Consider the following 13,281-nt stretch of genomic DNA (forward strand, 5'->3'; position numbering starts at 1 on the left):
ACCATGAGCACAGTCACTCCCGCCACCCCCCGTCCCAGCGTCATCCAGCTCGCGATCAAGGAAAAGGCGGCGCTCTATGCGGCGTACATCCCCCTGTTCACCGATGGCGGCGTGTTCATCCCGACGGCGCGGGATTACAAGCTCGGCGATGACGTTTACGTGCTGTTGTCCCTGCCGGACGATCCCCAGCGCTATCCTGTCGCTGGCAAGGTGGCGTGGGTGACGCCGGCCCGGGCCGCGGCCAACCGCACCCAGGGCGTCGGCATCCGGTTTCCCTCGGACGAGAAGTCCAAGCTGCTCAAGATCAAGATCGAAGAGATCCTGGGCGGGCACCTGGCGTCCGAGCGGCCGACCCAGACCATCTAGCCGCGGCAGCCTGCCCGTGGCGGCGCGCCGGTGGCGCGCGATCCCTCTTTTTGACTGTCCAACGCATGTTCGTCGATTCCCATTGCCATCTCACTTTCCCCGAGCTGGCGGCCCGCCTGCCCGAGATCCGCCAGGCGATGGCGGACGCCCAGGTCGACCGGGCGCTGTGCATCTGCACCACGCTGGAGGAGTTCGAGGCCGTGCATGCGCTGGCGCTGCAATACGACAACTTCTGGGCCTCGGTCGGCGTCCACCCGGACAACGAGGGCGTGACCGAACCGACGCTGGACGACCTGCTTCGGCTCGGGGCGCTGCCCAGGGTGGTGGCGATCGGCGAAACCGGGCTGGACTACTACCAGATGGAGGAACGCAAGGGCGGCCGCAGCGTGGCGGACATGGAGTGGCAGCGCAACCGCTTTCGCACCCACATCCGGGCCGCCCGCCAGATCGGCAAGCCGCTGGTGATCCACACCCGGGCGTCGTCGGCCGACACGGTGGCGATCCTGAAGGAGGAGGGCGAGGACGGCTCCGCCGGATCGGCCGGCGGCGTCTTCCACTGCTTCACCGAAACCGCCGAGGTGGCCCGGGCGGCGCTGGACCTGGGGTTTTACATTTCATTTTCCGGCATCCTGACCTTCAAGAGCGCCCAGGAGCTGCGCGACGTCGCCGCCTTCGTGCCGCTGGACCGCATGCTGATCGAGACCGACAGCCCCTACCTGGCGCCGGTGCCGTACCGCGGCAAGACCAACAACCCGTCCTATGTCCCCTACGTGGCGCGCCAGATCGCGCAGCTGCGAGACCTGCCGGTGGAGGCCGTGGCGCAGGCCACCAGCCGCAATTTCGAGCGCCTGTTCCTGGCCGGCCAATGATGAGAAATCACATGAGAAAGATCGTCTATCTCCTTGCCTTTATTGGATTTGGTCTCGTTCATGCCGGATCCTACGAGGACTTCTTCCGGGCCGTCAAGCGCGACGACCCGGGCACGGTCCAGAGCCTGCTGAGCCGCGGCTTCGACGCCAACACGCTCGACCCCAGGGGCCTGCATGCCCTGTTCATCGCGGTGCAGGAGCCGTCGCCCAAGGTCGCCGACGTGATGATGCGCTGGCCGAAGACCAACGTGGAATTTCGCAATTCGAAGGACGAGAGCCCGCTGATGATCGCCGCGCTCAAGGGCGAGCTGGAACTGGCGCGCAAGCTGGTGGAGCGCGGCGCCGACGTCAACAAGACCGGCTGGACCCCGCTGCATTACGCAGCGACCAACGCCCACCTGGACGTCATGACCATGCTGCTGGACAACTATGCCTACATCGACGCCGAGTCGCCGAACAAGACGACGCCGCTGATGATGGCGGCGCAATACGGCAACGCCGACGCGGTCAAGCTGCTGCTGGAGGCCGGCGCCGACCCCAGGCTGAAGAACCAGCTCGGGCTGACGGCGATCGATTTCGCCACCCGGGCCGGCCGCAGCGATTCGGCCGAACTGATCGCCGGCGCGCTGCGCAGCCAGCAGCCGCGCGGCAAATGGTGAGGCCTGGGCCTATTTGGCCCGGCAAGCCTGAATGAGCTCGACGCCCGCCGACATCGTCGCGGTCAGGGCCTTGCAGGCCGCCAGGTCCACATAATGGCCCTCGACCAGCACCCCGGGCGGCGTGTAGCGCAGCGTCGCATGGCCGCGCAGCGGCTCGGCGATCGAGGTCTGCGAGCAGTTGGCCTTGTAGACCGTGCCGCGCATGGCCGCCGAGGTCTTGGCGCACAGCTCGTCGGTCGGATAGTCGAACTGCATGACCAGCTTGCCCGACAGGTCGCGCAAGATCATGTGGTTGCCGGGTTCGGCTGGCGGTTGGGTGGCACAGGCCGCGAGCATGGCGGCGGCGGCAATGGCGAGCGAAAGTCGGATCGGATGCATAAGGTGGGTTGGTCCCGGGTGGTATCGGCGCTGGCCCCGGCGGCGCGCCACTGGCCGTTGTACCGAGGAATGAGCACTTCGGGGTCTCACTGTAACTTCATACGATGTATATTATGTTAAGTCATGGAGCGGCAGGATGGATCTGTTCGACGACCAGGGCCCGGCCCCGGCCCCGGCGCTGACACCGCGGCCCCGCCCGTCGCAGTCCCGGATCGAGGCCGCGGTTTGCGCGCCCGACCTGATCGCACTGGGTGCGGCGCTGCCGGCGGGACTGCACCTGGGAACCTCTTCCTGGTCGTTTCCGGGATGGCGCGGGCTGGTGTGGCGCGGCGACCATTCCGAGTCGAGCCTGTCGCGCACCGGCCTGACGGCGTACAGCGGCCATCCGCTGCTGCGTTGCGTCAGCCTGGACCGGTCGTTTTACCGCCCGCTGACGGCCAGCCAGTACGCGGCCTATGCAGGCCAAGTCCCGGACCATTTCCGCTTCGTCGTCAAGGCGCCCAGCCTGGTGTGCGACGCCCTGGTGCGCGGCAAGGCCGGCCGGGGCCTCCAGGACAATCCGGCGTTTCTGGACCCGGTGCCGGCGGCGGCGGAGTTCGTGCAGCCGGCCCTGGACGGGCTCGGCCCCAAGATCGGCGCGCTGGTCTTCCAGCTCAGCCCCCTGCCCCCGGCCTGGCTGGCGCGGCTGGATGAGGTGCTCGAGCGGCTGGCGGCCATGCTCGCCGCCCTGCCGGCGCTGCAACCGGTGGCGCCCGGCGCCGTGGTGGCCGTGGAAGTGCGCAATCCGGAGTTCCTGACGCCGGCCTTTGCTGCCATCCTGAAGGCCGCCGGCGCGACCTATTGCCTCGGCCTGCACCCGCGGATGCCGCCGGTCGACGAGCAGCTGCCGATGCTGCGCGCCTTGTGGCCGGCGCCGCTGGTCTGCCGCTGGAGCCTGAACGGCCGGCACGGCGCCTATGGCTACGAGGACGCGAAGGGACTGTACGAGCCCTTCGACCGCCTGCAGGACCCGGACCCCGCCACCCGCAAGACGCTCGCCCGGGTGATCGCGGCCACGACGGGCGCGGCCCTGCCGGTCTACATCACGGTCAACAACAAGGCCGAAGGATCGGCCCCGTTGTCGGTGCTGGAACTGGCCAGGGCGGTGCACGAAATCGGGGCGCCGGAACCGGAAACTTGACTGAGGCAATCAATCCGGGACCGTGCCCGACAATGTTCCACGCCGAGAAAGTGCCTCGATTACCGCGACCAACTCCATGATTTTATTGCGGTTTTCTGTCAACTTCATCACAAGCTCAAGCTTGCGCTTTAGAACGCTTGGCTTTACCGTGGGTGACACAGGCAGGTGTCATGCACTGTGAGGAGGACAAGAACAATCATGCGTTGGCTCAAACCAGGACTCAGGAACAGCATCTACGGGCTGCTTGGCAATTCCATGCCGCCCAGCGATTCGACCCTGGAAAGCAGCACCGAGGAGATCCGCGAGGCCATGCTGGGCGTGCTCGGCGACTCCGGGCAGAAGAGCTTTCCCAACGTGGCGCGGCGCCTGCGCTATGCCAACGACGTCCAGGCGCTGTGGTACCTGCGGGGCGACCTGATGGCCGCGCTGGCTGCGCTTTACAGCGAATCGGTGGCCCGGGAAAAGATCGCCGGCATCACCGGCCAGTTCCGCGGCCTGCTGCCCGGCGGCCTGCAGTCACGCCCCAGCCCCCTGGTCGGCTGAAGGAGCATTCCGCCTAGTGGCGGTGCCCCCACAGGACGAAAGCGTCCCGGCCCTCGACTGCCAGGTGCACCGGCGCCCCCACCGGCAGCGCCACCTTGGTCGCCACATGGCCGAACGGCAGGCGCGTGAAAACCGGGCATTTCACCTGCAGGCGCAACCAGTCCACCACCGTCTGCAGCTTGAATCCCCGGTCGTGGGGATAGGGCTTGTAGTTGGTGAAGTGGCCCAGCAGGATGGCCTTCTGCCGCCCCAGGATGCCCGCATACAGCAACTGCGTCAGCATGCGTTCCACCCGGTACGGATGCTCGTGCACGTCCTCCAGGAACAGGATGCCGTTCCTGATGTCCGGGATCCAGGGCGAGCCGACCAGGCTCGACAGCACCGCCAGGTTCCCGCCCCAGAGCGTCGCTTCCTTGACCTGCAGCAGCCGGTCGCGCCGCTCGGACACCGGCAACTGCCAGCCGGCGCCCTCGCCCTGCCCGCTCACCAGGTCCTCGAAGCAGGCCTGCATGATGTCGTCGGGCTCGCCCTCCACGCCGAAATCCTCGCCCAGCGCCGGGCCCGACCAGGTGACGGCGCCGGTCTTGGCCAGCACCGCGTTCTGGAAGGCGGTGAAGTCGCTCAGGCCGACGAACCGGGTGCCGCGTTCGATCGCCTTGGCCACCGCCTTGTAGCGGATGCCCGGCAGGATGCGGGTGAGTCCGTAGCCGCCGCGGGTGATGAGCGCCACGTCGGCACCGCTGGCGGCGGCCCGGTGGATCGCGGCTAGCCGCGTGGCGTCGTCGCCGGCGAAGCGCATGTGGCGCGCGAACACAGCTTCGTCCAGTTCGACCTCGTGTCCCAGCGCCTTGAGCCGCGCCACGCCCCGCTTGATCACCGCCCTGTCGCCGACCGCGCTGGACGGCGAATAGATATAGATATGTTTTGTCACCGGCGCAAGTATCCCACTGCCAGCCGCGCGATCTCCTCGCCCTCCTCCGGCACGAAGTGCCCGGCCTGCTGCAGCAGCACCGGCTCAGGACAGCCGCGAATGAGCTGTTGCAGCGACCGCATCACCGGCTCGCCGAGCACCGGGTCCTGCATGCCGATCGCCATCAGCGTGCGGCCGGACCAGTCCTTCGACCAGAACCCGCGCGCCTGCTGCGAGATCGCCGCGCCGTCGGCCGTCGGCGACTCCGGCACCATCCGCGGAAAGGCGCGCAGCGCCGCGCGGTGCCCGCGATCCGGAAAGGGAGCCGCATAGGCCGCGCACTCCTGCGGGCTCATGCGCGGATTGCCGCGCGCGAACAGCCGGGCGATGTCGAATTCGGGGTTCTTCGCGTTCATCTCGCGCCAGGCCAGGAATCCCGGGCTGAGCGGCGCGTCGCCGGTGGCCAGCGCCGTGTTCATCGCCAGCAGTCCGGTGTAGCGCTCCGGCGCATCCATCGGCAAGGTCAGGCCCAACAGGCCGCCCCAGTCCTGCACGACCAGCACCACGTCGTGCAGGTCCAGTTGCTCGACAAGCTCCAGCAGCACCTGGCGGTGCCAGGCGAAGCTGTGGGCGCTGTCCTTCTTGGGCTTGTCGCTCTTGCCGAAGCCGATCAGGTCCGGCGCCACCACGCGGTCGCCGGCCTCGAGGAACACCGGGATCATCTTGCGGTAAAGGTAGCTCCAGGCCGGGTTGCCGTGCAGGCACAGCCAGGTGCGCGCGGCGTCGGCCGGGCCTTCGTCCAGGTAGTGCATGCGCCAGCCGTTCAGGGACGGCAGGTCCTGCACATAGCGCGCCGCCCAGGGGTAGCCGGGCAGGCCGTCGAAGCGTTCCGGTGCGGTCCGCACTGCGTCGTCGCGCAGCGGCTGCTGGGTGCTGCGCGCATGCTCGCGGCGCGACTGGAAGAATTGCGCCAGCAACCCGCCGCACTCCTGCGCCAGCACGCCGCCGACGACCTGGGTCTGGTGGTTGATCTGGCGCTGCGCGAACAGGTCGAGCACCGAGCCGGCGGCGCCGGTCTTCGGGTCCGGCGCGCCGTAGACCACCCGCTGCAGCCGCGCATGCAGCATGGCGCCGCTGCACATGGCGCAGGGCTCCAGCGTCACGAACAGCTCGCAGCCGTCCAGCCGGTAATTGCCCAGCGTCGCCGCCGCGTCGCGCAGCGCCGCGATCTCCGCATGGGCGGTGGGATCGTGGCGTCCGACCGGCGCATTGCGCCCGCGTCCGACCACCTGGCCGTTGCGGACCACCACCGCGCCGACCGGAACTTCGCCGGCCGCCGCGGCCTCGCGCGCCAGCAGCAGCGCCTGCTGCATGAACTCCAGGTCGCTTGCCGCGGGCGGGGGCGACCCCGGGCTCACTTGGTGTCGTCCGGCATCGGGGCCTGCTGCATCTGGCTCTGCACCGCCTGCTGGAACTGCTGCACGGTCTGCTGCGGCGTCGGGGGAGGCGCGCCGGGCGCCCGCGCGGCCACGCCCGGCAGCGCCGGCAAGGCGGCCGGCCCCGCCAGCGATCCCATCTGCTTCTTGACCAGCACGCCGATGATGGCAACCACCACCAGCAGGCTCAGGACCGTGAACACTCCGCGCATGTCAGCCTCCCATTCCGAGCCGGTCCATCCACAGGGCCAGCTCGCGTTGATCGTCATTCCCGGACGCGTAGGCCGCCTTGAGCGCCCCGTGCGATTCCGGCCGGTGCTGGTTCAGTTTCAGCTTGCATTGCAGGTCCTGCACGTCCAGCTCGAAGCCGACGATGCCCGCCAGCAGCTTCTGTGCAAGCTGCGGGTCCATCGCCCGCCATTGCGCGGCGTACGCCGGCTCATGGTCGCCGATCAGTTTCTTCAGCAGCGCGTCCTTGGCATCAGCGTCTTCCACCAGTCGGGCGCGCACGGTGCAATGGACCGCCAGGTAATTCCAGCTCGGAACGCGGGCCAGGTCGGGATAGACCTGCGGCGACAGGTAGGCATGCGGCCCGAGAAAGGTCACCACGGCCGTCGGCCGGGCCTGCAGGTAGCGCCAGTGCGGGTTGGGCCTGGCGCAGTGGCCCACCAGGGTCATGCCCTCCCCGCTCTCTTCGAGGTGCAGCGGCAGGTGCGTGACGAACGGCAGGCCGTCGTCGTCGGGCGATATCAGGCTGGCAAAGGGATGCGCCCGCATCAGGCCGGCGGCCACGGCGCGGTCGCTGGACTTGAAATGCGGCGGCTGGTACATGGGAGCCGATTGTCCCCGAGCTTGCGCCGGCCGCCTACTGCCATCCGGTCCCTGGGCGCGGTTGCCGCCGGCGCCGTCAGTTTTCGCACACGGCGCCCGGCTCAGAATTGGCGGCCCAGTGATCAGGGCCTTCTGTGCTTTAGCAGCGGCGGACCAGGCCCCGGTCGCCGCGGTTGCCGATCCAGCGATCCAGTCGGGGCCGTCGCGCTCGGTGAACACGGGATCGAAGCCGATCGCGTGCAGGTCGCGAACGGCCGGGGCCGCCGCCGGCGTCAGGCGCCGGGCCGGCGGCGCCGGAGCCTATTCCCACTCGATGGTGGCCGGCGGCTTGCTGCTGACGTCGTAGGTGACGCGGTTGATGCCGCGCACTTCGTTGATGATCCGGCTGGACACCTTCTTGAGCAGCGCATAGGGCAGCTCCGCCCAGTCGGCGGTCATGAAGTCGCTGGTCTGCACCGCCCGCAGCGCCACCACGTAATCGTAGGTGCGGCCGTCGCCCATCACGCCCACGCTCTTGACCGGCAGGAACACGGCAAAGGCCTGGCTGGTCAGGTCGTACCAGCTCTTGCCGCTGGCCGCGTCGCGGAAATTGCGCAATTCCTCGATGAAGATCGCGTCGGCCCGGCGCAGCAGGTCCGCATATTCCTTCTTCACTTCGCCCAGGATCCGCACCCCGAGACCGGGGCCCGGGAACGGATGGCGGTAAACCATGTCGTGCGGCAGGCCCAGCGCCTCCCCCAGTTCGCGCACTTCGTCCTTGAACAGGTCGCGCAGCGGCTCCAGCAGCTTCAACCCGAGCTGCTCGGGCAGGCCGCCGACGTTGTGGTGGCTCTTGATGGTGACGGCCTTCTTGCTCTTGGCGCCGCCGGATTCGATCACGTCCGGATAGATCGTCCCCTGCGCCAGCCACTTGGCCCCCTTGGCCCCGGCGCTGGTCAGCTTGGCGGCCTCCTGCTTGAACACCGTCACGAATTCGTTGCCGATGATCTTGCGCTTGGCTTCCGGGTCGCTCACGCCTTGCAGCTCGCCCAGGAACAGCGCGCTGGCGTCGACGCGGATCACCTTCGCATGGAGCTTGCCGACGAACATGTCCATCACCATGTCGCCTTCGTTCAGGCGCAGCAGGCCGTGGTCGACGAACACGCAGGTCAGCTGGTCACCGATGGCGCGATGGATCAGCGCCGCGGCCACGGAGGAATCGACGCCCCCCGACAGGCCCAGGATCACTTCCTCGTCGCCCACCTGCCGGCGGATCGATTCGACGGCCTCGGCCACGTGGTCGCGCATCACCCAGTCCGGGCGTGCGCCGCAGATCTCGAGGACGAAGCGCTCCAGGATCGCCTTGCCCTGCGCCGTGTGCGTCACTTCCGGATGGAACTGCACTGCGTAGAAGCGCCTCTCCTCGTCGGCCATTCCGGCGATCGGGCAGCTGTCGGTGGACGCCATCAGCTTGAAGCCCGGGGGCAGCTCGGTCACCTTGTCGCCGTGGCTCATCCAGACATTGAGCATGCCGTGCCCATCGGGCGTGGTGAAGTCGGCGATGTTCTCCAGCAGCTTGGTGTGGCCGCGGGCGCGCACGGCGGCCGGGCCGAATTCGCGCAGATGGTGGCCCTCCACCTTGCCCCCGAGTTGCTGCGCCATGGTCTGCATGCCGTAGCAGATGCCCAGCACCGGTACGCCGAGCGTGAACACGGCCGGCGGGGCCTTGTCGGTGGTGTCCTCGTAGACGCTGGCATGGCTGCCCGACAGGATCACGCCCTTGAGCAAGCCGTCGGCGGCGTAGTCGCGGATCCACTGGTCGCTGACATCGCAGGGCTGGACCTCGCAGAACACGTGGGCTTCGCGCACCCGGCGGGCGATCAGCTGGGTGACCTGGGAGCCGAAGTCGAGGATCAGGATTTTGTCGTGTTGCATCGAGGTCAGGGGCATGTCGGCAATCGGTGGGACGTTCGTGAGCCATGCAACACGGTGGCGCCGGGCCGGCCGTCGAAGGCCGGCCGCCAGGTTGCATCTGCCACGCACTGGCCGGACCCGCCGACGGATGGCCAGACTTGGACGTGGAGTTGTCTCATTTTACGGCACCGGCGTCAGCGGGCGCGGCGCCGCGGCCAAAAGACAGCAGGTGCAACGATGCCCGTCAAGGGCATGGCAGCAGCAGCCCACGCATCACTCGGACGAGTGATGCGCTCATCGTCAATGGCTCCTATCTTCGGGCCACACAAACCGGAGACACCGCATGCGCTACCTTCCGTTGACCCTCCTCCTTGCAGCCATGGTTCAAGCGTGCGGAGGAGGCGGCTCCGACAGCGCTTCCAGTGCGGCACCCGGCCCTGTTGCAACCACGCCGCCTGCAGCCACCACGCCCGCGCCGCCCGCGGGTGGTGCCGACTACTCGACCTCGTTCAGCAGCGGCGAGACCGGCGAGACCTCCTTCATCCTGAACGCCGCCAATCCGAACCATCTCGATCCGAACGAGAAATTCACCCTGGCCCAGGATTCGCAGATCTGGGGCTTTGTCGCTGCGCAGTTCAATGCGAAGGTCTACGTGCTGGACCAGCCCAATGCACAGGCGTTCGTGAACGGGCAGACCTTCCAGGGAGTGCCGCTCAATCCCAGCGGCGGGGACGCCATGACCTTCCCCACCCTGCCGGCCGGCACCTACTGGATCGGCACGGTGCCGGGACAGAGCGTGGCCACCGGCTACAGCAACCCGGTCTACCATGAGGTGTCCTACGACCACCGGCTGCCTGGCTGGAATTTCGACACCAATGTTCCGTTCACCGCGGACGGCGCTACCGGCGCATGGAAATCCCAGGGCTTCACCACTCCCACCGGAAGCTGGCGCGGCTATATCGAGACGGAAGGCTACGGCGGCAAGTTCGCCGTCATGACCCAGGCGCAGTTCGACACCTTCAGCGCGGCCTATCCGAACGGTTTCACCGGCGGCACCTACGAATTCGTCTACGCGTGCGGCGGCCAGTCGGGCGGGGCAGCCACCGAAATCGAGTGCGAACTGCACCTGCAGTCAGGGCAGTCCTACCAGCTCGTGTACTTCAACGACACCGGCAGCTGGGCCGGTGGCGCGGGCAACGTCGCCTTCTATCGGCCGCAGTGAGCGTAGGCGTCCGGGGCCGGCGGACGCTGGTCCGCCCCTGCGTGCAGATCACTCCGACCGGTAGTTCGGCGCTTCCTTGGTGATCTGGACGTCGTGGACATGGCTCTCGCGCATGCCCGCCGCCGTGATCTGCACGAATTCGGCCTTGTTGCGCATGTCCTCGATCGTTTCGCAGCCGCAGTAGCCCATGCTGGCCCGCAGGCCGCCGGCCATCTGGTAGACGATCGAGACCAGCGAGCCCTTGTACGGCACGCGGCCCTCGATGCCCTCGGGCACCAGCTTGTCGGCGTTGGGGTTGCCGGTGGTCGCTTCCTGGAAGTAGCGGTCCGCGCTGCCCTGCTGCATGGCGCCGATCGAGCCCATGCCGCGGTAGCTCTTGTAGCTGCGGCCCTGGAACAGCACGATCTCGCCGGGCGCCTCCTCGGTGCCGGCGAACATGCCGCCCATCATCACCGTGCTGGCGCCGGCGGCGATCGCCTTGGAGATGTCGCCCGAATAGCGGATGCCGCCGTCGGCGATCAGCGGCACGCCGCTGCCCCGCAGCGCCGTGGCGACGTTGTCGATGGCAGTGATCTGCGGCACGCCGACGCCGGCGACGATCCGGGTGGTGCAGATCGACCCCGGGCCGATGCCGACCTTGACCGCGTCCGCGCCCGCCTCCACCAGCGCCAGCGCCGCGGCGCCGGTGGCGATGTTGCCGCCGATCACCTCGATCTGCGGATAGTTCTGCTTGACCCAGCGCACCCGCTCGATCACGCCCTTGCTGTGGCCATGCGCCGTGTCCACCACGATGGCGTCGACACCGGCCTTGACCAGCGCCTCCACCCGTTCCTCGGTGCCCTCGCCCACGCCCACCGCCGCGCCCACCCGCAGGCGGCCGGAGGCGTCGCGCGCCGCGTTGGGGAAACTGGTCTGCTTGGTGATGTCCTTGACGGTGATCAGGCCCTTGAGCTCGAACTTGTCGTTGACGACCAGCAGCCGTTCCAGCTTGAACTTGTTCAAGAGTGCCTTGGCTTCGGCCGGCGTGGTGCCGTCCCGCACCGTGATCAGCTTGTCGCGCGGCGTCATGATCTGGCTGACCGGCACGTCGTAGCGGGTCTCGAAGCGCAGGTCGCGGCCGGTCACGATGCCGATCACCTTGCCGCCATCCACCACCGGAAAGCCGGAGATGCCCAGTTGCTCCTGCATGTCCAGCACCTGGCGCACCGTGTGGGTCGGCGTGATGATCACCGGATCGCGCAGCACGCCCGATTCGTAGCGCTTGACCCGCGCCACTTCGGCCGCCTGCTGTTGCGCCGTCAGGTTCTTGTGGACGATGCCCATGCCGCCCTCCTGGGCGATGGCGATCGCCAGGCGCGCCTCCGTCACCGTGTCCATCGCGGCGGACACCAGCGGCAGGTTCAGGGTGATGTTGCGGGACAGGCGGGTCGCCAGAGAGGTGTCCTTGGGCAGGACCTGGGAGAACGCCGGCACCAGCAACACATCGTCGAAGGTGAGCGCGTTACCTAGAAGGCGCATGTCATAGCTCCAAAAAAAGGATTGTACCCGTGCGCTCCGTACTAACCCTTGGCGCGTTTTGGCCCACGGCCGGTGATCAATTCCTCATTCGGGCGTTTCGGGTGGCCACACGGCTGGAACGCGGCGAATGGCCGCGCTACACTGCGCCGATGAACCTGATTCGCCCCATTTCCCTCGCGCTCGCCATGCTGCCGGCGCTGGCCCTGGCCCAGTGGCAATGGATCGACAAGGACGGCCACAAGGTCTTCAGCGACCGCTCGCCGCCGTCGGACATCCCGGCCCGCAACATCCTGAAGCAGCCTGGCGGCAAGCCGGCGCCGGTGCCGGCAGAAGCCGCGGCTGCGGCCGACGTCGCCGCTGCGCCTGTGACCAAGACGATGGCCCCGGTGCCCAAGATCAGCGGCAAGGATTCGGCGCTCGAGCAGAAGAAGAAGGAGGCCGAACAGGAAGAAGCCGCCAAGAAGAAGGCGGCGGAAGAGAAGTTTGCCAAGGAGAAGGCCGACAACTGCGCCCGCGCCCAGAAGTCGCTGCAGATCATGACCGGCGGCCAGCGCATCCGCTCCCTCAACGCCAAGGGCGAGCCCGAGTTCCTCAGCGACGAACAGCGCGCCGCGGAAACCAAGCGCCTGCAGGCCATCACCGCCGAGTGCAAGGGCTGAGAGCCGCTTCTCAGTAGCCGGGCTTGGCGCCCGGCCGCTTCCTGGCGAACAGCCCGGCGGACCGCGCACCCTGGGTGCGAAAGCGCTCCCGCCGCGCCACCTTGGGGTCCACCCGCAACGGCCGGTAGACCTCGATGCGGTCCCCATCGCGCAGCAAGTCGCCCGCACCGGCCTTGCGCCCCCAGACCCCCACGTTGTCGGCGTTCCACTCCAGTGAAGGGAATTCCGCCGCGATCCCGCTGGCCTGCAAGGCCTGCAGGACGGTGGCGCCCGCGGGCAGTTCCAGCGACCATTCCCGGACCTGGCGCGGCGCCGGCGAGTGGACGACGGTCACCCGCAGCCGCGCGCCGGGTTCAGCCATAGACCTGCTCGGCGCGCTTGACGAAGGCGTCCACCATGGTGCCGGCAATCTTGTCGAACACCGGCCCGACCAGCGCCGCCAGCGCCAGGTTCTGGAAGCCGTACTGCATTTCCAGGTCGATCCGGCAGGCGCGCTCGCCGTTCTCCCCCACCGGCGTGAAGGTCCAGTGGCCGTCCAGGTCGGAAAAGGGCCCGCTCACCAGCTTGACGTGCACCGCCTTGCCCGGAACATGCGTGTTGCGGGTGGTGAACGTCTGGTGGATGCCGGCGAAGGCGATGCCGATCTCGGCCAGCATGCCGTTGTCGAAGCGCTCCACCACCCGGGCCTGGTCGCACCAGGGCAGGAACTGCGGGTAATGATCGACGTCGACCACCAGGTCGAACATCTCCTGCGCGGTGTACCAGATGAGGACTGACTTTTGGACTGTTTTCATGGATCTACGCCGTCGGCGTCGGC

The 13,281-nt window shown here is 68.0% G+C and carries 16 protein-coding genes; 7 read left to right on the forward strand and 9 right to left on the reverse strand.

Annotated features, from left to right (window positions below; genetic code table 11):
- Positions 1-3 precede the first annotated feature (3 nt).
- From ACFPOE_RS20305 to ACFPOE_RS20315, 3 genes are all read left to right on the forward strand, one after another.
- Positions 4-366 carry a PilZ domain-containing protein gene (locus ACFPOE_RS20305; RefSeq protein WP_376852144.1) on the forward strand — a complete coding sequence of 121 codons (363 nt, stop codon included), beginning with the start codon at positions 4-6 and terminating at the stop codon, positions 364-366.
- Positions 367-431: 65 nt separating this feature from the next.
- Positions 432-1,235, forward strand: coding sequence for a TatD family hydrolase (locus ACFPOE_RS20310; protein ID WP_376852145.1), 804 nt, complete (start codon positions 432-434; stop codon positions 1,233-1,235).
- An 11-nt stretch (positions 1,236-1,246) separates the two neighbouring features.
- Positions 1,247-1,894, forward strand: coding sequence for an ankyrin repeat domain-containing protein (locus ACFPOE_RS20315; protein WP_376852146.1), 648 nt, complete (start codon positions 1,247-1,249; stop codon positions 1,892-1,894).
- Between the two features lie 9 nt (positions 1,895-1,903).
- Here ACFPOE_RS20315 and ACFPOE_RS20320 read toward each other — a convergent pair whose 3' ends face one another.
- Positions 1,904-2,272 carry a hypothetical protein gene (locus ACFPOE_RS20320; RefSeq protein ID WP_376852147.1) on the reverse strand — a complete coding sequence of 123 codons (369 nt, stop codon included), beginning with the start codon at positions 2,270-2,272 and terminating at the stop codon, positions 1,904-1,906.
- A 136-nt stretch (positions 2,273-2,408) separates the two neighbouring features.
- Here ACFPOE_RS20320 and ACFPOE_RS20325 point away from each other — a divergent pair, with 136 nt between their 5' ends.
- Together ACFPOE_RS20325 and ACFPOE_RS20330 are read left to right on the forward strand one after the other, a co-directional pair.
- The gene (locus tag ACFPOE_RS20325; protein ID WP_376852148.1) at positions 2,409-3,452 is read left to right on the forward strand and encodes a DUF72 domain-containing protein; all 1,044 of its coding nucleotides are present in this window, start codon (positions 2,409-2,411) and stop codon (positions 3,450-3,452) included.
- Positions 3,453-3,650: 198 nt separating this feature from the next.
- On the forward strand, positions 3,651-3,995 hold the full coding sequence (locus tag ACFPOE_RS20330) for a glycoside hydrolase family protein (protein ID WP_376852149.1): 345 nt from the start codon (positions 3,651-3,653) through the stop codon (positions 3,993-3,995).
- A gap of 13 nt (positions 3,996-4,008) precedes the next feature.
- Here the strand turns inward: ACFPOE_RS20330 and ACFPOE_RS20335 are convergent, their stop codons facing one another.
- From ACFPOE_RS20335 to guaA, 5 genes are all read right to left on the reverse strand, one after another.
- Positions 4,009-4,926 carry an LD-carboxypeptidase gene (locus ACFPOE_RS20335; protein WP_376852150.1) on the reverse strand — a complete coding sequence of 306 codons (918 nt, stop codon included), beginning with the start codon at positions 4,924-4,926 and terminating at the stop codon, positions 4,009-4,011.
- Complete coding sequence (gene tadA, locus ACFPOE_RS20340; RefSeq protein ID WP_376852151.1) at positions 4,923-6,323, reverse strand: tRNA adenosine(34) deaminase TadA; 1,401 nt, start codon at positions 6,321-6,323, stop codon at positions 4,923-4,925. The genes ACFPOE_RS20335 and tadA overlap by 4 nt, the downstream gene beginning before the upstream one ends.
- Positions 6,320-6,553, reverse strand: coding sequence for a hypothetical protein (locus ACFPOE_RS20345; protein ID WP_376852152.1), 234 nt, complete (start codon positions 6,551-6,553; stop codon positions 6,320-6,322). The genes tadA and ACFPOE_RS20345 overlap by 4 nt, the downstream gene beginning before the upstream one ends.
- A gap of 1 nt (position 6,554) precedes the next feature.
- On the reverse strand, positions 6,555-7,172 hold the full coding sequence (locus tag ACFPOE_RS20350; protein ID WP_376852153.1) for an FMN-binding negative transcriptional regulator: 618 nt from the start codon (positions 7,170-7,172) through the stop codon (positions 6,555-6,557).
- 300 nt (positions 7,173-7,472) lie between these two features.
- Entirely contained in the window at positions 7,473-9,086 is a 1,614-nt protein-coding gene (guaA, locus tag ACFPOE_RS20355; protein ID WP_376852154.1) for a glutamine-hydrolyzing GMP synthase, read from the reverse strand.
- A 322-nt stretch (positions 9,087-9,408) separates the two neighbouring features.
- Between guaA and ACFPOE_RS20360 the strand changes: the two genes are divergently transcribed.
- Positions 9,409-10,287, forward strand: a complete 879-nt coding sequence (locus tag ACFPOE_RS20360; RefSeq protein WP_376852155.1) for a hypothetical protein — start codon at positions 9,409-9,411, stop codon at positions 10,285-10,287.
- Between the two features lie 48 nt (positions 10,288-10,335).
- On the opposite strand, the gene guaB is transcribed toward ACFPOE_RS20360, so the two are convergent.
- Positions 10,336-11,805: an IMP dehydrogenase gene (guaB, locus tag ACFPOE_RS20365; protein ID WP_376852156.1), complete on the reverse strand. Its 1,470-nt coding sequence runs from the start codon at positions 11,803-11,805 to the stop codon at positions 10,336-10,338.
- 149 nt (positions 11,806-11,954) lie between these two features.
- Here guaB and ACFPOE_RS20370 point away from each other — a divergent pair, with 149 nt between their 5' ends.
- Positions 11,955-12,464 (forward strand): DUF4124 domain-containing protein, encoded by a 510-nt coding sequence (locus ACFPOE_RS20370; protein WP_376852157.1) that lies wholly within the window; start codon positions 11,955-11,957, stop codon positions 12,462-12,464.
- Positions 12,465-12,474: 10 nt separating this feature from the next.
- On the opposite strand, the gene ACFPOE_RS20375 is transcribed toward ACFPOE_RS20370, so the two are convergent.
- The gene (locus ACFPOE_RS20375) at positions 12,475-12,825 is read right to left on the reverse strand and encodes an RnfH family protein (RefSeq protein ID WP_376852158.1); all 351 of its coding nucleotides are present in this window, start codon (positions 12,823-12,825) and stop codon (positions 12,475-12,477) included.
- The gene (locus ACFPOE_RS20380; protein ID WP_376852159.1) at positions 12,818-13,258 is read right to left on the reverse strand and encodes a type II toxin-antitoxin system RatA family toxin; all 441 of its coding nucleotides are present in this window, start codon (positions 13,256-13,258) and stop codon (positions 12,818-12,820) included. Before ACFPOE_RS20380 ends, ACFPOE_RS20375 begins: the two co-directional genes overlap by 8 nt.
- Positions 13,259-13,281 lie beyond the last annotated feature (23 nt).

The sequence above is a fragment of the Caenimonas terrae genome, assembly GCF_042655405.1.
GTDB classification, from domain to species: Bacteria; Pseudomonadota; Gammaproteobacteria; order Burkholderiales; family Burkholderiaceae_C; genus Ramlibacter; species Ramlibacter terrae_A.

What these genes read in the sequence shown, in the direction of transcription:
- ACFPOE_RS20375 (WP_376852158.1), bottom strand. Translation starts at nt 12,825, where the DNA reads ATGGCTGAACCCGGCGCGCGGCTGCGGGTGACCGTCGTCCACTCGCCG.
- ACFPOE_RS20325 (WP_376852148.1), top strand. Translation starts at nt 2,409, where the DNA reads ATGGATCTGTTCGACGACCAGGGCCCGGCCCCGGCCCCGGCGCTGACA.
- ACFPOE_RS20320 (WP_376852147.1), bottom strand. Translation starts at nt 2,272, where the DNA reads ATGCATCCGATCCGACTTTCGCTCGCCATTGCCGCCGCCGCCATGCTC.
- ACFPOE_RS20350 (WP_376852153.1), bottom strand. Translation starts at nt 7,172, where the DNA reads ATGTACCAGCCGCCGCATTTCAAGTCCAGCGACCGCGCCGTGGCCGCC.
- guaB (WP_376852156.1), bottom strand. Translation starts at nt 11,805, where the DNA reads ATGCGCCTTCTAGGTAACGCGCTCACCTTCGACGATGTGTTGCTGGTG.
- ACFPOE_RS20315 (WP_376852146.1), top strand. Translation starts at nt 1,247, where the DNA reads ATGAGAAAGATCGTCTATCTCCTTGCCTTTATTGGATTTGGTCTCGTT.
- guaA (WP_376852154.1), bottom strand. Translation starts at nt 9,086, where the DNA reads ATGCAACACGACAAAATCCTGATCCTCGACTTCGGCTCCCAGGTCACC.
- ACFPOE_RS20360 (WP_376852155.1), top strand. Translation starts at nt 9,409, where the DNA reads ATGCGCTACCTTCCGTTGACCCTCCTCCTTGCAGCCATGGTTCAAGCG.
- ACFPOE_RS20380 (WP_376852159.1), bottom strand. Translation starts at nt 13,258, where the DNA reads ATGAAAACAGTCCAAAAGTCAGTCCTCATCTGGTACACCGCGCAGGAG.
- ACFPOE_RS20330 (WP_376852149.1), top strand. Translation starts at nt 3,651, where the DNA reads ATGCGTTGGCTCAAACCAGGACTCAGGAACAGCATCTACGGGCTGCTT.
- ACFPOE_RS20345 (WP_376852152.1), bottom strand. Translation starts at nt 6,553, where the DNA reads ATGCGCGGAGTGTTCACGGTCCTGAGCCTGCTGGTGGTGGTTGCCATC.
- ACFPOE_RS20310 (WP_376852145.1), top strand. Translation starts at nt 432, where the DNA reads ATGTTCGTCGATTCCCATTGCCATCTCACTTTCCCCGAGCTGGCGGCC.
- ACFPOE_RS20370 (WP_376852157.1), top strand. Translation starts at nt 11,955, where the DNA reads ATGAACCTGATTCGCCCCATTTCCCTCGCGCTCGCCATGCTGCCGGCG.
- ACFPOE_RS20305 (WP_376852144.1), top strand. Translation starts at nt 4, where the DNA reads ATGAGCACAGTCACTCCCGCCACCCCCCGTCCCAGCGTCATCCAGCTC.